This window comes from Tibeticola sp., from assembly GCF_022759015.1.
GTDB classification, from domain to species: domain Bacteria; phylum Pseudomonadota; class Gammaproteobacteria; order Burkholderiales; family Burkholderiaceae_C; genus Tibeticola; species Tibeticola sediminis.
This window is the reverse complement of sequence record NZ_JAEMQB010000040.1, coordinates 1-23,077: the sequence shown is the minus strand read 5'-3', so window position 1 is coordinate 23,077 and position 23,077 is coordinate 1. Positions and strand designations below refer to the sequence as shown.

Below are 23,077 nucleotides of genomic sequence, written 5' to 3'. Positions count from 1 at the left end.
GGTGCATCGGCACTACGGGCAGCCGGTGCGGCTCGAGGTGTCGGCGGGCTGTGCCGAGGAGTTGAGCCGCTTTTTGCTCCAGCAGTTCGGATTGCCCGACGCCGCGCTGTACCGAGTCGCCGGCCCGGTGAATTTGTCTCGTCTCACGCAGCTCATCGATCTGGTGGGGCGGCCCGATCTGCTGTTTCCCCCGTATGCGCCGCGCTTTCCGCTCCAACTGGTGCCGGGCGTTTCGATCTTTGCGCGCTTGAAAGAAGGCGACGTCCTCATCCACCAGCCTTATGAAAGCTTCGAGGGCGTGCTCGCCTTCTTGCGCGAGGCCGTCCACGACCCGCAGGTGCTGGCGATCAAACAGACGATTTATCGCACCGGGTCGGACCCGCAGTTGCTCGACCTGCTGCGCGAGGCCGTGCGTCGGGGCAAGGAGGTGACCGCCGTGGTCGAGCTCAAAGCCCGTTTCGACGAGGAGGCCAACATCAACTGGGCCGAGGCGCTCGAGTCGGTGGGCGCGCAGGTGGTTTACGGCGTGGTCGGGCTCAAGACGCACGCGAAGATGCTGCTCGTCACGCGCCGCGAGGGGCGTTATCTGCGCCGCTACGGGCACCTCTCCACCGGCAACTACAACCCGCGCACCGCGCGGCTCTACACCGACCTGAGCTACCTCACGGCCGATGCACGGCTCACCGCCGACATGGACCATGTCTTCGTCCACATTGCAAGCCAGACCCGCTTGCCGCGCTTGAACCGACTGTGGCTCGCGCCCTTCAGCTTGCATCGGCGGCTGATCGAGCGCATCGGGGAACTGGGTCGGGCGGCCGGCGCCGGCCAGGCGGTGGAAATCCTCGTCAAGATCAACGCACTGACTGATGAGGCGCTGATCCGCGCGCTCATCGCAGCCGGGCAGCAGGGGGCGAAGATCCGGCTCATCGTGCGCGGCGCCTGCATGCTGCCCGCTGGCGTGCCGGGGCAGACCGAGAACATCCAAGTCCGCTCGATCGTCGGCCGCTTCCTGGAGCATTCGCGGGTCTTTTATTTCCGCTGCGGCGACGACGAGGTGCTCTACCTGTCGAGTGCCGACTGGATGAACCGCAACATGCTGCGCCGCATCGAGGTTGCCTGGCCGGTGGAGGATCCGGCGCTGCGCCGACGCATCGTCGACGAGTGCTTGCATGCCTACCTGCAAGACACGCACGACGCCTGGGAACTGATGCCGGACGGGCATTACCGGCGCATCCATCGCCCGCACGGCATCAGCGCGCAGCAAACGCTCATGCGCCGCTACGGCGCCAAAGGGGCCAACGGCGAGGCGGGGGGCGTATGGAGTTGATTCTTTGGCGCCATGCCGAGGCCGAAGTCGCCGCCGAGGGGCAGGATGACCTGTCCCGGCGCCTGACCGCCAAGGGCGAAAAGCAGGCGGCACGCATGGCCGATTGGCTCGAGCGCCAGTTGCCCGAGGGCGCGCGGGTGCTGTGCAGTCCAGCCGTGCGCACGGAGCAGACCGCCCGGGCGCTCAAGCGGCGCTACAAGCTGCGAGCGGAACTCGCGCCCGACGGCAGCGCGTCCGACTTGCTCAATCTGGTGCAGTGGCCCACCGGAAAGCAACTCGTCGTCGTCGTTGGGCACCAGCCCGCCCTCGGCGAGGCGATCGCGCAGGTGCTGGGGCTGGCCTCCGGCAGTTGCGCCGTTCGCAAGGGCGCGCTGTGGTGGCTGCGCGCCCGCGAGCGCGATGGCCAGTGGCAAACCCTGGTGCGCACGGTTCAAAGCCCAGAGCTGCTTTGACGCTCATAGACCGAAAATTTGGCTCAATAGGTCGGATGCCAGCGTCATTCGGTATTTCGTTGCTCTGAAATCAGGAGTGAGCGAGGTTTCCGCTCAGCGCCACGGCCCCCAATGGGCGGGTCTGGGATGAGTCGGCTGCTGGCGGGCTTCAAAGGCCGACCAGCTTGAGCTGCCAAGGCGTCTTCTGCCAGGCCAGCGATTCTTCATGCAGCAGGTGCGCGCTCTGAGGCCAGGCTGCTGCCCAGCCCTCGCGGGCCGTCAGCACGAAGCGCCGCAGCCGGCGATCATCGAACTGGAGCGTCAGCCCTTCGAGGTCGGGGTCGCGCCGCGCATGGCAGAGCAGGGCGGCCAGGCGCAGGGCCATGAGCTGGCGCGCGAACACCGTGTCCGCGACCAGATCGGGGTCGAGCTTGCGCAGCTTGCCGCGGTGCCCGAGCACGAGTTGGCTCAGCCGGTGCAGCTCCGGCAGCGAAAAGCCGGGTGCATCGGCGTTGTCGAGGATGTAGGCGCCGTGGCGGTGGTAGTTGCTGTGCGAGATCTGTGCGCCGATCTCATGCAACAGCGCTGCCCAGTGCAGCTTGCGCCCGAGCCGCTCGCGCTCGGCTTCGGTAGACCCTTCGGACACGGTCTGCCCAAACAGGGCCAGGGCCGTGCGCGAGACGCGGTCGGCCTGCTCGGCGTCGACCTCGAAGCGGCGCGCCAGACGCGTCACGGTCGCCACCCGCGGGTCGGTCGCACGGGCTTCGCGGTCGATCAGGTCGTAGAGTACGCCATGGCGCAAGGCGCCAGCGGCTACATGCAGACGGTCGATTTGCAGCAGATCGAACACGGCCCGCAGCACTGAGAGGCCGCCGCCGATGACCGCTCGCCGATCCTCTTTGATGCCCTCGATCACGATGCGCTCGACGGTGCGGGCTCGCAACAGCCGGTCCTGCAGCCAGTCGAGGCCCGCGCGGTCGATCGTGCCGGCGGGCCATCCTGCCGCCGCCAGCGCGTCACCGACGGCGCCGATGGTCCCGGAAGCCCCATAGGCGGTATCCCAGCGCTCCCGCGGGAAGGCCGCGAGGGCTTCGTCGAGCACGGCCTTGGCGGCCACGTCGGCATGCTGAAAGGCTTGCTCGGTCAAGCGGCCGTCCGGGAAATGCCGCATCGACCACGCCACCGAACCCACCCGGAACGACTCCATGACCAAAGGCTCGTAGCCCACGCCCAGAATCAGCTCCGTCGACCGCCCGCCGATATCGACCACCAGCCGACGCTCCTCGCTGGCGGGCAGCAGGTGCGCGACGCCGAGGTAGATCAGGCGCGCCTCCTCGCGCCCAGCGACCACGTCGATCGGAAAGCCGAGGATCTGCTGCGCGCCGGCCAGGAAGACATCCCGGTTGCGGGCCTCACGCAGCGTTTGTGTCGCTACTGCGCGCACCTGGCGCGGGTGAAAGCCCGACAGCCGCTCGGAAAACCGCGCCAGGCAAGCCCAGCCGCGCTGCATCGCCTCGGCCGTCAGATTGCGGTCCTCGTCGAGGCCGGCGCCCTGGCGCACCGTTTCTTTCAGGTACTCGACGCGGCGGATCAAGCCATGCTCGAATCGCCCGATTTCGAGCCGAAAACTGTTCGATCCGAGATCGATGGCGGCAAGCAGGGTTCCGTTTTCCATGAGCGAGGCGGTTTTTGGGTGCAGAGCCAGTACAGCTCGCATCCTACCCCGCCGCGATGCCCGCGCGAGGGGGCTCGCCGGCGGCTTCGTGACGTTCACGAAACTGTCATTTTTGCGTCGTACAGTGCGCTCACCCGTGCAATTGCCGTGGTCATGGATTTCAACCGCAAGGAGTTCTGATGAAGCTGAAGAAATGGTGGGCCGCCCTAGGCCTGTTGAGCGTCGGGCTGGTGGCCCAAACGGCGTACGCGCAAGCCGTGCAGGTCGATCCCAACCTGCCCGTCTACCAAAAGGCCTCCGGTGTGGCCGGCAACTTCACGAGCATCGGCTCGGACACCCTCAACAACCTCATGACGCTCTGGGCTGAGGAATACAAGCGCCTCTACCCCAACGTCAACATCCAGATCCAGGGCGCGGGCTCCTCGACTGCGCCGCCGGCCCTGACCGAGGGTACCTCGAACTTCGGCCCCATGAGCCGGATGATGACCGCCAAGGAAGTCGAGGCGTTCGAGAAGAAGCACGGCTACAAGCCGACCGCGGTGCCGGTCGCCATCGACGCGCTCGCCGTCTACGTCAACAAAGACAACCCCATCAAGGGCTTGAGCATTCCGGAAGTCGACGCGATTTTCTCGTCCACGCGCAAATGCGGCTACCCGACCGACATCACCAAGTGGGGGCAGGTGGGCCTGACCGGCGACTGGACCAACCGCGACATCGCGCTCTACGGTCGCAACTCGGTCTCGGGCACTTATGGTTACTTCAAAGAGCACGCGCTGTGCAAGGGCGACCTGAAGAAGACCGTGGCCGAGCAACCCGGGTCGGCCTCGGTGGTGCAAGCGGTGTCTTCGCAGCTCAACGCGATCGGTTACTCGGGCATCGGCTACAAGACCTCGGGTGTGCGCGCCGTGCCGCTGTCGAAGAAAAAGGGTGACCCCTACGTCGAAGCCGATGCCAAGCACGCGCTCGATGGAACCTACCCGCTGGCGCGCGTGCTCTATGTGTACGTGAACAAGAAGCCGAACCAAGCACTGCCGCCGCTGGAGCGTGAGTTCTTCAAGATGGTGTTGTCGCAGCAGGGTCAAAAGGTCGTCGTGAAGGACGGCTTCGTGCCGCTGCCGGCCACCATGGCCAAAAAAGCCCTCGACGAACTGCAAAAGTAAGCGCAGGCAATCCGGAAGCCGGGCCTGGCGCTGGCTGGGCCCGGCTGCTCAACCAAGGAATTGACTCATGAAACGATACCTATTGCCCGCCGCGGTTGCGCTCCTCGAGGCGTCGACGCTGTTTCTCGGTGGCTGCGGCAGCACGCCGTCCAACGCCAGCGCCCCCTCGGCCGCGCCTGCGGGTACCCCAGCGGCAGCGCCCGCGCCCGCCGAAAAGGCAGCGAGCCGGGTCCAAAACCTGTTCGTCGCCATGCCCGAAGACGGGCGGCTCTACTATTTCACCGACCCCAAGCTCTACCTGAGCTACCTCGACACCGAAGAAGTGGCGCTGCGGCAGACCCGCATCGGCGCGGGCCCAGCCGGACAAACGGTGGTGTTTGCGCTCAGCAATGAAGACGTCAAAGCGAAGGGCCCGGGTTTGGCCGAGCAGCTCTACGACGGCAAGATCGAGGCCGACGCCAAAGACTTCTACGGCGAGGTTGTCAAAGACGGGCGTTTCTACGTCTTCGACCGTTATGCCGACATGAAGTCCTTCATCGAGTCGGGCGAGGTGGGTCTGGCGATGAGCGACATCGGCGCGGGCCCCAAGGGCGCGACGCTGGTTTGGGTGCTCAACACCGAGACGGCCAAGCAAGGCCGGCCGACCGCGCGCATCGAGAAGTTCAAGTCCCTGCATGGCATGAAGTGACAGTAAGATGACGAATCTGTGACGGGCCAGCCGGGCCCGTCTTTTTTGCCCGACAGCCGAGAACCTGGCGCCTAAGACTTCAAAAGCCATACAGATGAGCACCTCAGCCACAGAGCAAAGCCAGAACGCCGCCACCATGCAGACGGCCATGGCCGGACGCATGCTGCGAGACCGGTTGTTTCAACGGGTCATGTCCGTGGGCGGCATCGGCGTCATCGCTGCCATTTTGGCCATCTTTGTCTATCTCGGCAGTGTCGTTCTGCCCTTGTTCACGCCGCCCCAGGTGCATGATGAAGCCCGATTTGCCGCCCCTGGCGGGTCAGCGTCGGCAAGCTTGCTCTACACCGCCGAAGAACAGCGCGAAATCGGGCTGCGCGTGACCGCGGCCCCGGCGCTTCATTTCTTCGCCTATGGCTCCGGCCAGCCGCTCAAAGACTTGGCCGTGCCGCTGCCCAAGGACACCCGAGTCACTGCGTTCTCTCGCGGCGCGCTGTCGACTTATGCGATGGGGCTCGGCTTGTCCGATGGTTCGGTGTTGGTGCTCAAGCCCGAGTTCAAGGTGTCGTTCGAGGGCAGCACGCGCCGGATCGACCCCGAGGTGGCCTTCCCCCTGGGCGAAGCGCCGCTGAAGATCGCGACCGACGGCAGCGCGGTGGCGCGTCTCGGTATGCAGCAGTCTGAGGAAGGCTCGACGGTCGCGGCTTTGACCGAAGGCGGCCGCTTGTTCCTGTCGGGCGTGAAGGTCGAGCGCAACCCCATCACGGGCGAGGAAAAGAGCGAAATTCAACAGTCCGAAATCAGCCCCGCACCGCGCGAGGTGCGCGACATCCTGATCGAAGACAAGCAGCGCGAAATGTATGTGCTCAGTGGCGACCGCACGCTGCTGCGCTACGACATTTCCGACAAGGCGACACCCAAGCTGCTCGAGACCCTCGACATCGCCGCCCCTGAGGAGCGGGTCACCGCCCTCACGATGCTCAGTGGCGGCTTTTCGCTGATCGTCGGCACCGACAAGGGCACCCTCACGCAGTGGTTTCCCGTCCGGGTCGAGGGCACCCATTTCAAACTGCGCAAGATTCGCAGCTTCAAGCCCTTGGACGGCGCCATTCGCACGCTGGCGCCCGAGTTCCATCGCAAGGGCTTCAGCGCGGGCAGTGACCGCGGGGAAATCGGTATTTATTTCGCGACCTCGAACCGCCAACTCTTCACCCGCAAACTCAGTGATCGCCCCATCGTCGCCCTGGCCCTTCCGCCGCGCGGCAACGGTTACATCGCACAGGACGATCAGGGCCAGACCTATGTCGCTGCGGTCGAGAACAACTATCCCGAGGTGTCCTGGAGCGCTCTGTGGGGCAAAGTCTGGTACGAGGGCTATGAGGAGCCGGTTTACGCCTGGCAATCGGCTGCGGCAAACGCGGATTTCGAGCCGAAATTCAGCCTGGCGCCGCTGACCTACGGCACCTTGAAAGCGGCGTTCTACGCGATGATCGTGGCCGTGCCGCTCGCTTTGCTGGGCGCCATCTTCACGGCGTATTTCATGTCCCCGCGCATGAGTTCCATCGTCAAGCCCACGATCGAAATCATGCAGGCTTTGCCGACGGTGGTGCTGGGTTTTCTGGCCGGCTTGTGGCTCGCGCCCTATGTCGAAAACAACCTGGCCGGCGTGTTGTTGTGCCTGGTGCTGTTCCCGTTTGGCATTCTGCTGGCATCGTTGATTTATTACCGGCTGCCCGGCCCCTGGCGCGACCGGGTGCCCGCGGGCTGGGAAGCCGCCTTGCTGATCCCCATCATCCTGTTGTTGTTCTGGGGACTGCTCAGCCTCGGTCACCCGATCGAAGCGGCTTTCTTTGGCGGCGACATGCCGTACTGGTTGAGCAACACCATGGGCATCAAGTTCGAGCAGCGCAACTCTCTCGTCGTCGGGATCGCCATGGGGTTTGCCGTGACGCCGACGATCTTTTCGATCGCCGAGGACGCGATCTTCTCGGTGCCCAAACACCTGACCGCCGGCTCGCTCGCGCTGGGCGCGACGCCTTGGCAGACGCTGACCCGGGTGGTGCTGCAGACGGCAAGCCCCGGTATTTTCTCGGCCGTCATGATCGGCTTGGGGCGGGCGGTGGGTGAAACCATGATCGTGCTCATGGCCACCGGCAACACCGCAGTCATGGATTTCAGCATGTTCACCGGCTTTCGCACCTTGTCGGCCAACATCGGCGTCGAAATGCCCGAGGCCGGCGTGGGTGAAACCCACTACCGGTTGCTGTTCCTCTCGGCGCTGATTCTGTTTGCGTTCACCTTCATCGTGAACACCGTGGCCGAGTTGGTTCGGCAGCGCTTGCGCGAAAAGTACAGCACGGTTTGATTGCTCCTATAGAAGGCCACGAGAAGTCATGAAAGACTGGTTCAAATCCGGTAGTCCCGGCATCTGGCTCACCGCTGGGGCGGTCGCGCTCGCGGTGGTGATGGTCGTTTCCGTACTGTTGCTCACGGCAGGGCGGGGGCTCGGGCATTTTTGGCCCAAGGCGGTCGCTGAAACCAGCTTCACCGAGCGGGATGGCTCGAAGATCCGTCTCATCGGTGAAATCCGCGAACGAGAAGAAGTCGCGGTGCGGCGCCTGCGCGATTCGGGCTTCAACATCGATAGCCAGGAAAAATTCGTCACCCGGGCGCTCTTCAAGATGGGGAACCGGGACGTGACGGGTGCCGATTTCCGCTGGTTCCCTGAGCCCCTCTTGGGGCCGATTGCTTATCCGGAAGATCTCATCACCATCGAGCGCCGCGAGTGGGGCAATTTTTACGGGCACCTCAAGGCGGTCAAGGAAAACGACCAGGTCGTCGCCGAGGGACCTCAGGCCTGGGTGCAGGCTCAGGCCCGCTTCGACCGCGCGAAGAAGCTGTTTGCGCAGATCTATAAGCTCGAGAAAAAAGACATCGGCGATGTCAACTATCGGATCGAGCAGCTGCGGCTCGAGCAGCGTCGGGCGGAAATCAGGAATGCGCTGACGCCCGAACTCAAGGCCAGCCTCGAGCAGCGCCGAGCCAAACTCGATGAGGAGTTCTCCGTGCTGCAGGCCCAGTTGCAGAAGCTGCGGGACGAGATCGCTCGGGATTCGCTCGTGGCCGAGATCATGGATGGCCAGGAGAAGGAAGTGAAATTCGCCGTCATCGCGGACATCTATCGACCCAACGCGATGAATCTGGGCGAAAAACTCGTGCATTACGGGCGCAAGTTCTGGGAATTCCTGACGGACGATCCGCGCGAAGCCAATACCGAGGGCGGCATTTTCCCGGCCATCTTCGGAACGGTCATGATGGTGCTGCTGATGTCGGTCATCGTGACGCCCTTTGGCGTGATGGCGGCGATCTACATGCGCGAATACGCCAAGCAAGGCCCGCTGATTCGCATCATCCGGATCTCGGTCAACAACCTCGCCGGGGTGCCGTCGATCGTCTATGGCGTCTTTGGCCTGGGCTTCTTCGTTTATTTGCTCGGTGGCAACATCGACCGGCTGTTCTTCCCCGAAGCCCTGCCGGCGCCGACCTTTGGTACGCCCGGCATTTTGTGGGCCTCGCTGACCCTGGCCTTGCTGACCTTGCCCGTGGTCATCGTTTCGACCGAAGAGGGCTTGGCCCGTGTGCCCCGTTCGGTACGCGAAGGCAGCCTGGCGCTGGGCGCGACCAAGGCAGAGACGCTTTGGCGCACGGTGCTGCCGATGGCCAGTCCGGCGATGATGACCGGCTTGATCCTCGCGGTGGCACGTGCCGCCGGGGAAGTCGCACCCCTGATGCTCGTCGGCGTCGTCAAGCTAGCACCCGCGCTGCCGCTGGATGGCTATTTCCCTTTCATCCACCTCGACCGCAAGTTCATGCACCTGGGCTTTCACATCTACGACGTCGGCTTTCAAAGCCCGAACGTCGAGGCGGCCCGTCCGCTGGTGTATGCGACGGCGCTGCTGCTCGTGCTCATCATTCTGGGCTTGAACCTGTTCGCGATCCGCTTGCGCAACCGGCTGCGCGAGCAGTTCCGCGGCCTCGAAACGGTCTGATGCCCCTCCCGTATCCTCAACACCGAACACGCGAACCATGAACACGCTCACGGACTCTCCCCGCAAGGTCGTCCCGCAGATGGCCGAAAAAGCCTTCGCGCCGCTGCCCCCGCTGTCGGAACAGGAAGCCAGCCTCGAGGTCAAAAGTCTCAACCTCTACTACGGCTCCAAGCAGGCGCTGCGCAACATCAACATGGTCATCCCGAAGAAGCGGGTGGTGGCCTTCATTGGCCCCAGCGGCTGCGGCAAGTCCACGCTGCTGCGCTGCTTCAACCGCATGAACGACCTGGTCGACAACTGCCGGATCGAGGGCTCGATCATCCACGAAGGGCGGGACATCTATGCGCCTGGCGTCAACGTCGCCCAATTGCGGCGGCGCGTGGGCATGGTGTTCCAAAAGCCCAACCCCTTCCCAAAGTCCATTTATGAGAACGTGGCCTATGGCCTGCGGCTGCTGGGCATCAAGGACAAGGCGCAGCTCGACGACACGGTGGAGCGCTCGCTCAAAGGCGCCGCGCTGTGGGACGAAGTCAAAGACCGGCTCGATTCCAACGGCCTGAGCCTCTCAGGTGGGCAGCAGCAGCGACTGGTCATCGCGCGGGCGATTGCGCTCGAACCCGATGTCTTGCTGCTCGATGAGCCGTGTTCGGCGCTCGACCCGATTTCGACCGCCAAGATCGAGGAACTGCTCATTGAGCTCAAGGACCGCTTCACGATCGTGATCGTGACCCACAACATGCAGCAGGCGGCGCGGGTGTCGGACTACACCGCCTACATGTACCTCGGAGACCTGATCGAGTACGGCGAGACGGAGCAAATCTTCTTCAAGCCCAACCGCTCAGAAACGGAAGACTACATCACAGGAAGGTTTGGTTGATCATGGGTGACAAGCACATTTCGAGCCAATTCGACGCTGAGTTGACCGTCGCGACGAGCCGCCTGATGGAGATGGGCGGTTTGGTCGAATCCCAGATGCGCGCCGCGATGGAGGCGCTGAAAAACTTCGATACCGATCGTGCGCACGAAGTCCTGCGGCTCGAGTCCGAGGTGAACGCCTTCGAGGTCGAAATCGACCGAGAAATCTCGTCGATCATCAGCCGGCGCCAGCCCACCGCCCGCGATTTGCGTCTGCTGGTGGCGATTTACAAGGCGACGACCAACCTCGAGCGGGCGGGAGACGAGGTGTCGCGCATCGCACGCATGGTGCTCGCACTGGCCCACGACGGCGTGCCGCGGCCCTTGCCGATTGCGGACCTGCAGCTCGCGTTCGAGCTCGCGATGAACCAGCTGCGCAAGGCGCTCGACGCCTTTGCCCGCATGGATGAGCGCATGGCCCTCGAAATCCTCAAAGAGGACGACGCCATCGATGTCGAGTTCAACGGCTTCATGCGCAAGCTCGTCACCTACATGATGGAAGACCCGCGCACCATCAGCGCGAGCCTGGACTTGGTGTTCATCGCCAAGGCCATCGAACGCGTCGGCGACCATGCGAAGAACCTGGCCGAGCAAATCATCTTCATCACCCGCGGGACGGACATCCGGCATGTGTCGCTCGAACAGGTGGAGAACGCCGTCCGATGAGACGTGTGCCTCGGGTGCTGATCGTCGAGGATGAGTCCTCGATCGCTGAGCTGATCGCCGTGAACCTGCGCCACAATGGGTTTGCGCCGATTTGGGCGATGGATGCGGAAGCGGCACAGCGTGAGCTCGACAGTGTGCTGCCCGACGTCATCCTGCTCGACTGGATGCTTCCTGGCTCGAGCGGGCTCGCGCTCGCCAAACGCTGGCGCAGCGATCCACGCACCAAAGACGTCCCCTTGCTCATGCTGACCGCGCGCACCGATGAGGCCGACCGCGTCAGCGGTCTCGATGCAGGCGCGGACGACTACATCACCAAGCCATTCTCGACGAAAGAGCTGTTGGCGCGCATCCGCGCGGTGTTGCGCCGGCGCGCACCTGCGCCCGTCGATGGGGTGGTACGGATTGGTGAATTGGTGCTGGATGCGGCGACGCATCGGGTGACTTGGCAACAACAGCCGATCAAACTCGGTCCGACCGAATTCAAGCTGCTGCACTATTTCATGCAACACCCGGAACGGGTGCACAGCCGGGGCCAGTTGCTCGACAAGGTCTGGGGCGACCATGTCTTCATCGAGGAGCGAACGGTCGATGTCCATGTCAAGCGGCTGCGGGAAGCGCTCGGGGCGGCCAGTGCAATGATCGAAACCGTGCGCGGTGCAGGTTATCGCCTGACCGCGCTCGCGACGGGGGTGGCGTCGGCGGGTCCCGAGGCTCAGCCCTGACCGTCTGAGCGGCTGTCTGGCGCGCCCGACGCCCGTCCGTCTGGGGGCGCGTCCATTGAGCGCACCGCGGAACCCGGTTGCGCGGAGTTGAGGAAGCGCAGGGTGCCGGTCGCTTTGCACCCGATACTTGCAGCATGATCCTAAATCCGGCAGTTGGGCGCGCCCGGGCGGGCCGTCATCGGGCGCGCGGGCAAGGCGCAAACCGCAGCCATGGCGGGCGCCATGGCGAGGATTTGCAACGCCGCCCCCGCACCCGAGGGCGGCTCGAACGGGTGCGCAGCGCTCACCCAAGCGGTGAACGGCTTTTGCACCCGAAAACGGTTCAAACATCAACACCTTACATTCAGCTCAAAGCGGTCAACTGCCGGATTTAGGATGATGCACACGATTTCCTGGTGGGTGTTGGCGGGGCTGATCGGGGGCGGCTTGGCAGGCTTGCCGGGCGCTCTGGCGGGGGCATTGCTGGTCGCAGCCGGCTTCGAAGTGGTCAATCGCCGGCGGGCTCGCCGCTGGCTGGCGAACCCTGACCTCGCGCACCTGCCGACCGTCACCCGATTCTGGGCGGAGTTCCTCGATCGCATTCGTCGGCTGTTGCGTGCCAAGGCTGGGGAGGTCGAGGCCGCGGAGCGGCGCCTGTCCGCTTTTTTGAGCGCCCTACAGCAGTCGCCCAATGGCTTCGTCTTGCTTGACGCCCAAGGCCGCATCGAGTGGTGCAACGAGACGGCCGGGAGCCACTTCGGGATCGACCTGTCGCGCGACCAATATCAGCCGATCACCGGCTTGGTTCGGGATCCGGCATTCGTCGCTTATTTCGCTGCGGGCAACTACCAACAGGAGACCCAAGTCAGCGGCCGCGGCGGGTCAGCCGCCTTGCCGCAGAAGCTTGCGGTCCAGTTGCATGTCTACGGGGACGGGCGGCTGCTGCTGCTTTCGCGCGATGTCACGGCGCTGGCCCAGGCCGAGGCGATGCGGCGGGATTTCGTGGCCAACGTCTCGCATGAGATCCGCACCCCGTTGACGGTCCTCACGGGCTTCATCGAGACCCTGCAGAACCTCGAGCTGGATGCGGCCGAACGCGAGCGCTATTTGGCGTTGATGGCCGGGCAGGCCGAGCGTATGCAAACCCTCGTGAGCGATCTGCTCACGCTCTCACGGCTCGAAGGCAGCCCGACGCCCGGATTCAATGAATGGGTCGATCTGCCTTTGCTCATGCATCCGGTTGAGGATGAGGCGCGCGGGCTGGCCCAAGCCCTGGCGATGCAAAGCGGTCGGCCGCATGAGCTTCATTTCGGACCGGTTCCTGAAGTTCAACTGGCGGGCGCACGCAGCGAGTTACGCAGCGCTTTTTCCAACCTGGTCGGGAATGCCCTCCGCTACACGCCGGGAGGGGGACGGGTCGACGTCGAGTGGTCGCAGCTGCCCGATGGCCGCCTCGAATTTTCGGTGACCGATACGGGGCCTGGCATTGCGGCCGAGCACCTGCCGCGGCTGACCGAGCGTTTCTACCGGGTAGACCAGAGCCGTTCGCGGGAAACGGGCGGCACGGGCTTGGGACTGGCCATCGTGAAACACGTGATTCAGCGCCACGGCGGCGAACTGCGCATTGCGAGCGCGCTCGGCAAAGGCTCACGCTTTTCCCTGGTTTTTCCAACGAACCGCGTCAGGGCCGAGCCGGAACGCGTCTGAAGACCGTCAAAAATTCGTTGTTGTCGCTTGGCCGCTGAATCGAAGCCACGCGTGCCCATTCCGAGCCCGGGCCGGCCGCCACCGGCGCTTCGAGATGCCGGTCGTCTACGATCAGCCAGGGACAAGCGGCAGAGTCTGCGCCTTGCCGCAGTTCCAGCTGACCGTGAAAGCGCAGCGCCACCGCCTGCGCGGGCGTGAGTTCTGCGACGGCCACGCATTCGGGGGTTCCGATCAGCGCTTGGATCCGCCGCACCAGCGGGGCGTAGCTGCGGGCATAGTCCAGCAAGGGCAGCCAAAGGGTCATCAAGAGCACCCAGCAAAGCACCGCGCCCCCAGCGGGGAGGGCGAGACTTTTCCAGATCGCAGCACGGTGACGCCCGGCGCGCCAGGCAATGAGGCGGACCCAGCCGAACGTGGCGAGCAACGCGACGACGAACGCCCAGGGCACGAAGCTCGGTTCGAACCCGGGCGCCAGGCGGGCCACGTTGGCGGCCGGTTGTGGCGGAAAGCCCGTTTGCATGGCGGTCCAGACCACCCAAATGATGAGGGTGCAGGCGCTGAAGAAGATCAGCGTGAACCAGTCGATGAGCGCGGCCACGCTGCGCTCCAAGGTTGGCAGCGCAAAGGCCGCCAGGGTGGCCAAGGCCGGCAGCGCCAGCAACAGCGAACGGTCGCCCGTGGGCGTGAACACGGCGGAGGCGCTCGCAACGACCGCGAACAGCAGCGGTAGCGCCAGGTGCGGATGATGGGCGGCTTGTCGCAACTGCAGACGCCAACGCCACAGGCTCCAGAGCGCGAGTGGCCAAGCCGGCCAGGTGAACCAAACGAACAGGCGGAGGATGTTGCGCCAGGCCCATCCGGTTTCGGGAAGCTCCAAGCGCCAACGCCACAGCCCAAGCACGCCGCAGAGCCCGGCGGTCAAGAGGGTGCAAGCCGCGATCACCAGCGCCACGCGCCGGGACCGGGGGGCTTCTTCGCCCATCGGGTGTGACCCGGCGAGGATGCCCGCCGTGCCGAGCCCGAGCAGGGTGGCCAGGGCCGGTGCGCCGCTGAGCGCGAGGCCGGGTAAGGCCAAGATCGCCGGCCAAGGGCTGCGTGATTCCGGTGGCAAGGTTCGCGCCACACCAAACATCAAGAGGGCTGCAAAACCAAGTTGCGCCACGGCCGGCGTGGTTTCATGGCTCAACTGCGCAAGCCCCAGGCAGGCCAGCAACGCGAGCAGCGCGCCGTCGGCAATCGCACGCGCGTAGTCCTTGGGGCGAGCCTCTCCCCCGAAGGCAAACGAGACGGGCTGGGCACGCGGCGTCAACGCCAGGTGGTAGACCGCGTACCAGGTGGACGCCATGGCGAGCGCAAGCAAGCCCAGGAAGGGCAACCGCGCCGCCCAGGGCGAGGGTAGAGGCAAGCCGGCGACGGCCCAGGCGCCCAGCCAATACGGCAGCAAGGCATCGGCGGCGGGCGCGTCGCTGCCCGGGATGCGCGGTGCGAGCCAGGTCACCGCATCCCACGGGGCCGTGCGGGCGAGTTCGAGCATGTAGCCGAAGCCCGTGATGTCGGCGCTTTTCCAAGGCTCGCGCCCGAGATAGCCCGCCAACAGATACGCGCCGCAGAGCATCAGCAGCGCCCAGCGGGGCAGGCGCCGAACGGCGCTTTGGGCAACGATGGCGGGCGTTGGAAGATTCACGATGGGGCGTCGGACGGGCCAGCGATGAAAAACAAAAGGGCAGCGCGGTTGCCCGAGCTGCCCTCGCTGGTGCCTTGCCGGTGCTTAGGGAAGCGCTGAATCAATGGCTGCGCGGGCGAATCGCTGCGTTGCGCGGTGCTCGCTCCCTCGCCTATCCATTTGATATGTCTCGGTCGCTGCGCTCCGTGCGCCTTGCGCTTCATCCCGCTCGCTGATTTCTTCAGCGTTCCCTTACTTGGCGGCAGCCGTCTTTCCGAAGCGGTTGCGGAATTTCTCGACGCGACCGCCCATGGTGTCCACCGATTTTTGGGTTCCGGTGTAGAAGGGGTGCGACTCGCTCGAGGTGTCGAGCTTGAAGAGCGGCAACTCGCGGCCGTCTTCCATCTTGATCGTTTCCTTCGTGTTCACGCAGGAACGCGTGACGAATTTGAAACCGTTCGACAGATCCACGAAACAGACTTCGCGGTAGTTGGGGTGTATGCCTTCTTTCATGATGCCTCTTCTTCAGCCGCGAGAGCCGCCCCGGCCCATCCGGAGTACTTTTCGCCAAAGCCCTTCATTATAGCGGTCAGCCGCCGCGCCGCATCATGTCGAAGAACTCGGAATTGTTCTTCGTGGACTTCATGCTCTTGAGCACCATTTCCATCGCCTCGATCTCGTCCATGTTGTAGATGAACTGTCGCAGGATCCGGGTCTTTTGCAAGACTTCGGGCGGAAGCAAGAGTTCCTCGCGACGGGTGCCGCTGCGGTTGAGGTTGATGGCTGGGAACACCCGCTTCTCATAGAGTCGCCGCTCGAGGTGGATTTCGCAGTTGCCCGTGCCCTTGAACTCTTCGAAGATGACTTCGTCCATGCGGCTGCCGGTGTCGACGAGTGCCGTGGCGATGATCGTGAGGCTGCCGCCTTCTTCGACATTGCGCGCGGCGCCAAAGAAGCGCTTGGGCCGCTGCAAAGCATTGGCATCGACACCGCCGGTGAGCACTTTGCCCGAACTCGGAACGACGTTGTTGTAGGCGCGGGCGAGACGGGTGATCGAGTCGAGCAGGATCACCACGTCCTTTTTGAGCTCGACGAGGCGCTTGGCGCGTTCGATGACCATTTCGGCGACGTGAACGTGGCGCGCGGCGGGCTCATCGAAGGTCGAGGCGATCACGTCGCCCCGGACGGTGCGCTGCATCTCGGTGACTTCTTCCGGACGCTCGTCGACGAGCAAGACCATCAGGTGCACTTCCGGGTAGTTGGCCGTGATGGCATGGGCGATGTGCTGCATCATCACCGTCTTGCCCGACTTCGGCTGCGCGACGATCAAGGCGCGCTGTCCCTTGCCGATCGGCGCAAAGATGTCGATGACGCGGCAGGTGATGTTTTCCTCGCTCTTGATGTCGCGCTCGAGCTTGAGTTGCTCTTTCGGGAACAGCGGGGTGAGGTTTTCGAACATCACCTTGTGCTTGTTTTGCTCGGGCGGCAGGCCATTGACCTTTTCGAGCTTGTTGAGCGCGAAGTAGCGTTCCCCATCCTTCGGGATGCGAACTTCGCCTTCGATCATGTCGCCGGTGTGCAGGTTGAAGCGCCGCACCTGGCTCGGGCTGATGTAAATGTCGTCGGTGCTGGCCGTGAAGCTCGTGTCGGGGCTGCGCAAGAAGCCGAAGCCGTCGGGCAGGATTTCGAGAACCCCGTCGGCAAAGACTTGCTCTCCGGCCTTGGCCCGCTTCTTGATGATCGCGAACATCAGTTCCTGCTTGCGCATGCGGCCGGGGTTCTCGATTTCGAGGGCCTCGGCCTGCTTGAGCAATTCAGAGACGTGCAAAGCCTTGAGTTCGTTGAGATGCATGAGCAACCTGCGTGGAATGCGGCCGGAACGGGGCCGATGGAGATGGGACGGAAGAGGGGACCCGGGCCCGAGGGCGGAGTCGAAGACGTTGCCGTGGTGTCGCAACGCGCGCCGTGAAGGTCGGCGCTGGGCGAATTATGACAGGAAATGACGGGAGAACCCGCGGCGCGGGACTCGGTGTTTCGAGCAAGACGACTGCCGCGCCGGGCACTCGATCTGGGGCGCTTCAATACGGGGGCGCACCGGCCGGTGCACCCCGGCTGCTGCGCCGCTCAGGCGGCGAGCTGCTGGTCGATGAAGGCGGTCAGCTGGGACTTGCTGAGTGCGCCGACCTTGGTTGCGGCGAGTTGACCGCCCTTGAACACCATCAGCGTCGGGATGCCGCGTATGCCGAATTTGGCCGGCACTTCACGGTTTTCATCGACGTTCATCTTGGCGACGCGAAGCTTGCCCTGGTATTCCTTGGCCACTTCGTCGAGGATCGGGGCAATCATGCGGCAGGGCCCACACCACTCGGCCCAGTAGTCGACGAGGACGGGAAGGTCGGATTTGAGGACGTCGCTTTCGAAGCTCGCATCGGTGACGTGCTGAATCAATTCGTTGGCCATATCGAGATCTGGGAGGGTTGTGGGGTCATCAGGATGGCGTGACCGGGGGCGGTTTGCTGCTGCGTCCGCGCCCGCGCTGGCTGCCGGGGAGAGGAAATTGTGACAGAAACCGGCGCCAGTCGCCGCGGCACAATGACGCGATGGACTCCATCCCAGAAGAACCGGACCGGATTGCGCCACAGGCTGATGTCGGGGCGCGTTGGGCAGCGGCGCTCGAGCACCTGAGCCGGCGGATGCAGGCGCGCGGCGTGCATCCGTCGCGGGTCGTGGTTTTGCTGCCTTACGCGCAGTTGGTCCCGACCGTCGTCGAGCTGTGGCGGAGCCGCGAGCGCGAGGGCTTCATGCCGCGGTTTCAAACCTCACGCCAGTGGGCGGATGAGCTTGGGTTGGAGGCCTGGAGCGAGCCGACAGGCTTGGATTTCACGGGGCAGACGGCGCTCGACCTGCTGACGGCCCGGCATTGGTTGACCCGGGCGGGTTTGGGGGCGGATGCGGCCTGGCTTGCGCCCCGCTTGGTGGAGGCCACGGCAGAACTGGTGCCGGTGGCCGCAGCGCAGGCCCCGGCGCGGCGTGCGGAGTGGGGGCGCTGCTGCATCCACGGCTGCGTGGCCGGTTGGGATGTGCCTTGGCTTCGGCATGAGCGTGCCTTGGCGACGCTGGCATTGACTTGGGCTTCGCAGTCGGCCTACGCCAGCGACGCCTTGTGGGACGACGCGGCGACCGCGGCGTATGAGCTGATTTTCTGGATGGACCATTTCATCCCCGATCCCTTGCTGCATGCGCTCGCTGCGCATTGGGGCGCACGCGCAGAGCCGTTCACGGTCGAGGAGGAGGCCATCCCGCCCGGGCGCCTGCGGGTGCATGCGAAAGTCGGTGATCTCGAAGAAGAAGCCGAGCGGGCGGCGGCCTGCGTTCTCGCCCATGTGCGGAGCGAGCGGCGACCGGTGGCTTTGGCGGCAACGGACCGGCTGCTGACCCGACGCATCCGCGCATGGCTGGGCTTGCGCGGTGTGCGGGCGCGCGACGAGACGGGCTGGAGGCTTTCGACGACCCGTGCTGCGGCGCGCATCGTCGCCGTGCTGCGGGCCTGTGCTTGGGATGCCTCGACCGACCAGGTGCTCGATCTGCTGAAAAATCTGCCTGGCGATGCGCACGGGGTGGATGCGCTCGAGCGTTGGAGCCGGCAGCGGGCCTGCGCGCGTTGGCGGGACGTGCTGCGACTGGTGTCGCTGGAGGATGCGGGCTCGGAGGCGTTCGGCGAGAGTGGCCTCGACACGATCGCTCGGGAATGGCTGGCGTCGGTCGAACGCTGGCGCAGCCGGCTGGGCCCGCCCCGGCCGTTCCATCAATGGCAGGATGCGCTGGCAGAGGTGCTGCGCGAGCTGGGCCTCTGGGCCCCGCTGGCTGCCGATCCTGCGGGCAGCGAAGTGCTTGCGGTCCTGGGGCTGGAAGCGTGCGCCCGTGCCGCCTGGCGTCGGCTCGAAAGCACCCAGCACCGAACGACCGCTGCGGAGTTTTTGTCTTGGGTCGAGTCTGCGCTGGAGTCTGCGTCTTTCGTGCCGCCGGCTACGGACGAAGTCGATGTGATCATTGTGCCGCTGGGGCAGATGCGCTTGCGTCGATTCGGCGCCGCTGTCTTGCCGGGCTGTGATGCGCGCAGCCTGCCGCTCGTTCCCGAGACCTTGGGATTTTGGAGTGACGCGCAACGGCGGACTCTGGGGCTGCCCGATCGCAGCGCTTGGGCCTGGGCGCAACGCCGCGCCTGGGCCGGCGCGCTGACCGCGCCGCAGATCGACATTTTGTGGCGCATGCAGGATGAACAGGGCGAGCCGCTGATGCCCAGCCCGCTGCTGCAGGCGACTTTGGACACCCAGCCTTGGGAAGAGGCGGCCGACCCGCGCAGCGCGCGCGCGCTTGCTCTCGCGCCGCAATGGCCCCCGCAGGCGCTCGGGGCGGATTTGCCGGTGGAGCGGCTGTCGGCCAGTGCGTATGCGGACCTGCGCACCTGCCCGTATCGGTTCTTTGCGCTGCGTCAGCTCGGTTTGCGCTCGCTCGACGAACTCGAGGAGGCGCTCGACGCCAGCGACTATGGCCGTTGGTTGCACGAGATCTTGCGCCGCTTCCACGAAGCGTGCCCCAGACCTTCGGGTCGCGCGCGGGAGGATCTGCGGGCGTCGCTCGACGCGGCAGCGGCGGCGGTGGATGGGGGGCGGTGGCTGGAGGCGCCTGACTACCTTCCCTACCGCTTGGTCTGGCCCAGACTGAGGGAGGCTTATCTCGAATGGCTGCTGGAAGTCGACGCGCGGCTGTTGGCGCAGGTCGAAGGCGTGGAGCTGTGGCGCGAGCGGCGGCTCGGACCCTGGCTGCTGGTCGGGCAGATCGACCGGGTCGACCGGCTGCAAGATGGGCGCACGCGCCTCGTCGACTACAAGACCGAGTCGAGGCAGCGCACGCAAAAGCGTGTGCGCGAGCCCGACGAGGATACGCAACTGGCGTTTTACGCCGCGCTTTACCCGGAGTTAACCGTCGAAGCGGCGTATCTGAATGTGCACGATCGCGAAGGCTGCACGATCTATGCGCTGCCCGAGGTGGACGCCCGGCGTGAAGCGCTGCTGCGCTCGATCGAGTTCGATCTTCGGCGCGTCGCCGAGGGCCATCCGCTGCGGGCACTGGGCGAGGGAGAAGCGTGCGACTGGTGTGCGGCCCGGGGCTTGTGCCGGCGCGACTCCTGGCCCGAGGGCGGTCGAGCGGAGGAGGGCGCACCATGAGCGGCGGGACGCCTAGGGCAACGCTGGATAAGTTCCCGGGATGCGCGGCGCGCGAGGGACTGGTTCAGCGTTGCCCCAGACCCTCCTACTGGATCGACGGGCGGCAGGCCGAGCCGGCGGAGTTCTACGCCATTGCGTGTGATCCGGCGCGGCATGTGGCCGTCGAGGCCTGTGCGGGCGCAGGCAAGACCTGGATGCTCGTGGCGCGCGTGCTGCGCGCCTTGCTCGACGGTGCCGAGCCGCACCAGATACTTGCGATCACGTTTACCCGCAAGGCCGCCGGCGAGATGCGCGCTCGCGTGCTCGAACTGGTCGATGAGCTCGCACGGGCGAGTCACGAGGAGCGTGTGAAGGCCCTGATTGAGCGTGGAATAGCCCCTGGTCCGGCGGAAAATGCGGCCAAGCAGCTACAAAGTTTGAAGCACCGGCTGCTTGCGGCCGAGCGGCCGATCCAGATACGCACCTTTCACAGCTGGTTTGCGACGCTGCTGCGCGCCGCACCGATGGCGGTTTTGCAGGAGTTCGGCCTGCCGAGCGTGTACGAACTCATCGAGCGCGACGAAGAGGTGTTCGTTGAAGTCTGGCGGCCCTTCCATGCAGCGGTTTCGGCGGATCCGTCGCTTCAGGCCGATTACGCAGCCCTGGTGGCCGCCGTCGGCCGCTCCGGCGCGATCGAGGCGCTGAGCGCTTTGTTGCAGCGCCGAACCGAGTTTGCGCTGGCCGATGCGCTGGGCGTGGTGGAGCGATCGGTCGCGCCCGCGCAGGCTTTGTTTCCGGCCTTAGCCGGCTATGCCGAGCCGGCGCTGGCGCTGTGCACCGAGGCTGCCCGGGCGCGCTGGTTGCAGAGGGCGCAGGCCCTCGGCCGGGCGCGCGCCAAGACCGCTGAAAACGCCGCGCGGGCGATCGTCGACGCGTTCGAAGCGCACGCTTTAGGGGCTGCCGACCCGCGAGACGGTGCGGTGCAGGGCGGCGATACCGAGCGGGCCCACGCGCTCCTCGACGCGTTGCGCGGGGCGCTGTTCGTCCGGGATGAGGATCGGCTCAAGCACCATCTCGGCAAGTTTCCGGAGGCGCTCGTGGCCGAAGCCGAGCTCAGGGAGTTGCTGGCGGCGCGGCGGCAGCACGGGGCTTGGATGCACCAGCAACGCATGCTGCGGCTCGGCCGCTGCTTGCTCGGGGTGTACGCCGAACTCAAGCGTGCCCGCGGCTGGGTCGACATGGGAGACATCGAGCGCGCTGCCCATCGCTTGCTCGCCGATCCGACGCTTTCGGGCTGGGTCCAGGAACGACTCGATGCCCAGCTGCGGCATCTTTTGATCGACGAGTTCCAAGACACGAACCCGCTGCAGTGGCAAGCCTTGTATGCCTGGCTCAGCGCCTACGCGGGTGCGGGGACGGCCCCGAGCGTGTTCATCGTGGGCGATCCCAAACAAAGCATTTACCGTTTCCGCCGTGCCGAGCCGCAGGTGTTCGTTGCGGCCCAGCGCTTCATCCGCGAGGGGCTCGGTGGCAGCGTGCTCGGCTGCGATCACTCGCGGCGCTGCGCCAGCGCGGTCATCGAAGCCGTCAACACCGTGATGGAAGCGGCGCAGGCGGCCGGCGAAACCACCGGTTTTCGGACCCACAGCACCGAATCCAAAAGCCTAGGCGAGGTCGGGCGGTTGCCGGCCATCCCGCGCGCGTCCCGATCGAAGGCGCGGTCGGCTTCGGATGCCGCTGCGTCTGAGCCAGCGGCAGATGCGGGGGGTGCAGGGAATCGAGGCGATGCAGCGGCCGCTGACAGACCGAATACCGAGGACGCTGCGGCCGTCGTGGACGTGCCGGTCTGGCGGGACAGCCTCAACGAGCCTCGGCTGACGGCCGAAGAGACGCTGCTCGAGCGCGAGGCGCGGCAGGTGGCCGCTTGGATCGCCGCTCGGATCGCCCAGGGCGCCAAGCCCGAGCAATTCATGGTTCTGGCGCGGCAACGCGCGCGGCTGTCGCTGCTCGACGATGCGCTGCGCGCGCTCGGGATTGCGACGCAACAGCCCGAGCGCAGCGATCTGAGCGAACTGCCCGAGGTGCAGGACGTCGTCGCCTTGCTCGATGTTCTGGTCTCACCGGTGCAGGACCTGTCGCTGGCCCGAGCGCTCAAGTCGCCCTTGTTTGGCGTGAGCGACGACGCCTTGGTGCGGCTCAGCTTGCGCGTCGCCGAGGCGCGCAGGCGCGAGGCGGCTGCGGTGACCTGGCTTTCGGTGCTGCTCTCGGACGATGCGGCGCTCGATCCCGCGCTCGAGCGGGCGGCCCGGTTGTTGCCGCGCTGGCAGGCAGCTCTGGCGGCCTTGCCTCCGCACGATGCGCTGGCGCAAATCTTTGATGAGGGTGAGGTCGTCGCCCGCTTCGTGGCGGCCGCCCCGCTTGCCCGGCGCAGCGCCGTTCAGGCATGGCTGCACGCCTTGCTGCAGGCGACGCTGCACATCGCGGGCGGGCGGTGTTTAACCCCTTACGCGGTGGTCCGTGCCCTGAAGCGAGCCGGACAGCCCGCGCCCCCCTTGGGCGACGCCGCGGCGGTGCGGCTGCTGACCATCCATGGGGCCAAGGGGCTCGAGGCCGACTGTGTGGTGCTGCTCGACAGCGACAAGCTTCCGCAGGGCAAGGATCGCTTTGGGGTGCTGGTGGATTGGCCGGCCGAGGCGCCAGCGCCGCAACGGCTGGTTTTTCTCTCGGCTGAGGCCGACCGGGCCTCGGACATCGCCTCCTTGTATGAGCGTGAGCAGGCTGAGCGCCGCCGCGAGGAACTCAATGCGCTCTATGTCGCGATGACGCGCGCCCGAGAGACCTTGGTGCTCAGCGCCGTCGAGGCGTCGGGCGGCACCGAGCCCACGCCCTGG

18 protein-coding genes are annotated in these 23,077 nt (G+C 65.5%); 12 read left to right on the top strand and 6 right to left on the bottom strand.

Annotated elements, in window-relative coordinates; translation table 11 throughout:
• Both ppk1 and JHC36_RS02570 read left to right on the top strand, forming a co-directional pair.
• Positions 1-1,327, top strand: a 1,327-nt coding sequence (gene ppk1 / locus JHC36_RS02575; RefSeq protein WP_287915464.1) for a polyphosphate kinase 1, incomplete at its 5' end; no start/stop codon positions are given.
• Positions 1,318-1,779 (top strand): SixA phosphatase family protein, encoded by a 462-nt coding sequence (locus tag JHC36_RS02570; protein ID WP_124219432.1) that lies wholly within the window; start codon positions 1,318-1,320, stop codon positions 1,777-1,779. The genes ppk1 and JHC36_RS02570, both read left to right, overlap by 10 nt.
• 148 nt (positions 1,780-1,927) lie before the next feature.
• On the opposite strand, the gene JHC36_RS02565 is transcribed toward JHC36_RS02570, so the two are convergent.
• Positions 1,928-3,433, bottom strand: coding sequence for a Ppx/GppA phosphatase family protein (locus tag JHC36_RS02565; RefSeq protein WP_287915472.1), 1,506 nt, complete (start codon positions 3,431-3,433; stop codon positions 1,928-1,930).
• Between the two features lie 179 nt (positions 3,434-3,612).
• On the opposite strand from JHC36_RS02565, the gene JHC36_RS02560 reads away from it, so the two are divergent.
• The 7 genes from JHC36_RS02560 (at position 3,613) to phoB (ending at position 11,630) form a co-directional block, all read left to right on the top strand.
• Entirely contained in the window at positions 3,613-4,593 is a 981-nt protein-coding gene (locus JHC36_RS02560; RefSeq protein ID WP_287915460.1) for a PstS family phosphate ABC transporter substrate-binding protein, read from the top strand.
• A 67-nt stretch (positions 4,594-4,660) separates the two neighbouring features.
• A complete protein-coding gene (locus JHC36_RS02555) occupies positions 4,661-5,281 on the top strand; it encodes a hypothetical protein (protein ID WP_287915458.1) in 621 nt (206 codons plus the stop codon).
• A gap of 94 nt (positions 5,282-5,375) precedes the next feature.
• Positions 5,376-7,643: an ABC transporter permease subunit gene (locus JHC36_RS02550; RefSeq protein ID WP_287915455.1), complete on the top strand. Its 2,268-nt coding sequence runs from the start codon at positions 5,376-5,378 to the stop codon at positions 7,641-7,643.
• Between the two features lie 28 nt (positions 7,644-7,671).
• Complete coding sequence (gene pstA / locus JHC36_RS02545; protein WP_287915452.1) at positions 7,672-9,327, top strand: phosphate ABC transporter permease PstA; 1,656 nt, start codon at positions 7,672-7,674, stop codon at positions 9,325-9,327.
• A 79-nt stretch (positions 9,328-9,406) separates the two neighbouring features.
• The gene (gene pstB / locus JHC36_RS02540; RefSeq protein ID WP_211330910.1) at positions 9,407-10,204 is read left to right on the top strand and encodes a phosphate ABC transporter ATP-binding protein PstB; all 798 of its coding nucleotides are present in this window, start codon (positions 9,407-9,409) and stop codon (positions 10,202-10,204) included.
• Between the two features lie 2 nt (positions 10,205-10,206).
• Positions 10,207-10,908 carry a phosphate signaling complex protein PhoU gene (gene phoU / locus JHC36_RS02535; protein ID WP_124219417.1) on the top strand — a complete coding sequence of 234 codons (702 nt, stop codon included), beginning with the start codon at positions 10,207-10,209 and terminating at the stop codon, positions 10,906-10,908.
• Positions 10,905-11,630 (top strand): phosphate regulon transcriptional regulator PhoB, encoded by a 726-nt coding sequence (phoB, locus tag JHC36_RS02530; RefSeq protein ID WP_287915449.1) that lies wholly within the window; start codon positions 10,905-10,907, stop codon positions 11,628-11,630. Before phoU ends, phoB begins: the two co-directional genes overlap by 4 nt.
• Before the next feature lie 140 nt (positions 11,631-11,770).
• Here phoB and JHC36_RS02525 read toward each other — a convergent pair whose 3' ends face one another.
• Positions 11,771-11,956, bottom strand: coding sequence for a hypothetical protein (locus JHC36_RS02525; protein ID WP_124222726.1), 186 nt, complete (start codon positions 11,954-11,956; stop codon positions 11,771-11,773).
• Between the two features lie 49 nt (positions 11,957-12,005).
• Between JHC36_RS02525 and phoR the strand changes: the two genes are divergently transcribed.
• Positions 12,006-13,316, top strand: a complete 1,311-nt coding sequence (phoR, locus tag JHC36_RS02520; protein WP_287915445.1) for a phosphate regulon sensor histidine kinase PhoR — start codon at positions 12,006-12,008, stop codon at positions 13,314-13,316.
• Here the strand turns inward: phoR and JHC36_RS02515 are convergent.
• The 4 genes from JHC36_RS02515 to trxA all read right to left on the bottom strand — a co-directional run bounded on the left by JHC36_RS02515 (position 13,291) and on the right by trxA (position 17,439).
• On the bottom strand, positions 13,291-15,000 hold the full coding sequence (locus JHC36_RS02515; RefSeq protein WP_287915442.1) for a hypothetical protein: 1,710 nt from the start codon (positions 14,998-15,000) through the stop codon (positions 13,291-13,293). The genes phoR and JHC36_RS02515 overlap by 26 nt on opposite strands.
• 231 nt (positions 15,001-15,231) lie before the next feature.
• Positions 15,232-15,492, bottom strand: coding sequence for a type B 50S ribosomal protein L31 (locus JHC36_RS02510; protein ID WP_287915439.1), 261 nt, complete (start codon positions 15,490-15,492; stop codon positions 15,232-15,234).
• A 76-nt stretch (positions 15,493-15,568) separates the two neighbouring features.
• The gene (gene rho, locus JHC36_RS02505; RefSeq protein ID WP_124219405.1) at positions 15,569-16,831 is read right to left on the bottom strand and encodes a transcription termination factor Rho; all 1,263 of its coding nucleotides are present in this window, start codon (positions 16,829-16,831) and stop codon (positions 15,569-15,571) included.
• Between the two features lie 272 nt (positions 16,832-17,103).
• Positions 17,104-17,439 (bottom strand): thioredoxin TrxA, encoded by a 336-nt coding sequence (gene trxA / locus JHC36_RS02500; protein ID WP_124219403.1) that lies wholly within the window; start codon positions 17,437-17,439, stop codon positions 17,104-17,106.
• 140 nt (positions 17,440-17,579) lie between these two features.
• Here trxA and JHC36_RS02495 point away from each other — a divergent pair, with 140 nt between their 5' ends.
• Together JHC36_RS02495 and JHC36_RS02490 are read left to right on the top strand one after the other, a co-directional pair.
• Entirely contained in the window at positions 17,580-20,207 is a 2,628-nt protein-coding gene (locus tag JHC36_RS02495) for a PD-(D/E)XK nuclease family protein (protein WP_287915434.1), read from the top strand.
• On the top strand, positions 20,204-23,077 hold a 2,874-nt coding region (locus tag JHC36_RS02490; RefSeq protein ID WP_287915432.1), incomplete at its 3' end, for a UvrD-helicase domain-containing protein. The genes JHC36_RS02495 and JHC36_RS02490, both read left to right, overlap by 4 nt.

What these genes read in the sequence shown, in the direction of transcription:
- JHC36_RS02570 (WP_124219432.1), top strand. Translation starts at nt 1,318, where the DNA reads ATGGAGTTGATTCTTTGGCGCCATGCCGAGGCCGAAGTCGCCGCCGAG.
- JHC36_RS02565 (WP_287915472.1), bottom strand. Translation starts at nt 3,433, where the DNA reads ATGGAAAACGGAACCCTGCTTGCCGCCATCGATCTCGGATCGAACAGT.
- JHC36_RS02560 (WP_287915460.1), top strand. Translation starts at nt 3,613, where the DNA reads ATGAAGCTGAAGAAATGGTGGGCCGCCCTAGGCCTGTTGAGCGTCGGG.
- JHC36_RS02555 (WP_287915458.1), top strand. Translation starts at nt 4,661, where the DNA reads ATGAAACGATACCTATTGCCCGCCGCGGTTGCGCTCCTCGAGGCGTCG.
- JHC36_RS02550 (WP_287915455.1), top strand. Translation starts at nt 5,376, where the DNA reads ATGAGCACCTCAGCCACAGAGCAAAGCCAGAACGCCGCCACCATGCAG.
- pstA (WP_287915452.1), top strand. Translation starts at nt 7,672, where the DNA reads ATGAAAGACTGGTTCAAATCCGGTAGTCCCGGCATCTGGCTCACCGCT.
- pstB (WP_211330910.1), top strand. Translation starts at nt 9,407, where the DNA reads ATGGCCGAAAAAGCCTTCGCGCCGCTGCCCCCGCTGTCGGAACAGGAA.
- phoU (WP_124219417.1), top strand. Translation starts at nt 10,207, where the DNA reads ATGGGTGACAAGCACATTTCGAGCCAATTCGACGCTGAGTTGACCGTC.
- phoB (WP_287915449.1), top strand. Translation starts at nt 10,905, where the DNA reads ATGAGACGTGTGCCTCGGGTGCTGATCGTCGAGGATGAGTCCTCGATC.
- phoR (WP_287915445.1), top strand. Translation starts at nt 12,006, where the DNA reads ATGATGCACACGATTTCCTGGTGGGTGTTGGCGGGGCTGATCGGGGGC.
- JHC36_RS02510 (WP_287915439.1), bottom strand. Translation starts at nt 15,492, where the DNA reads ATGAAAGAAGGCATACACCCCAACTACCGCGAAGTCTGTTTCGTGGAT.
- rho (WP_124219405.1), bottom strand. Translation starts at nt 16,831, where the DNA reads ATGCATCTCAACGAACTCAAGGCTTTGCACGTCTCTGAATTGCTCAAG.
- trxA (WP_124219403.1), bottom strand. Translation starts at nt 17,439, where the DNA reads ATGGCCAACGAATTGATTCAGCACGTCACCGATGCGAGCTTCGAAAGC.
- JHC36_RS02495 (WP_287915434.1), top strand. Translation starts at nt 17,580, where the DNA reads ATGGACTCCATCCCAGAAGAACCGGACCGGATTGCGCCACAGGCTGAT.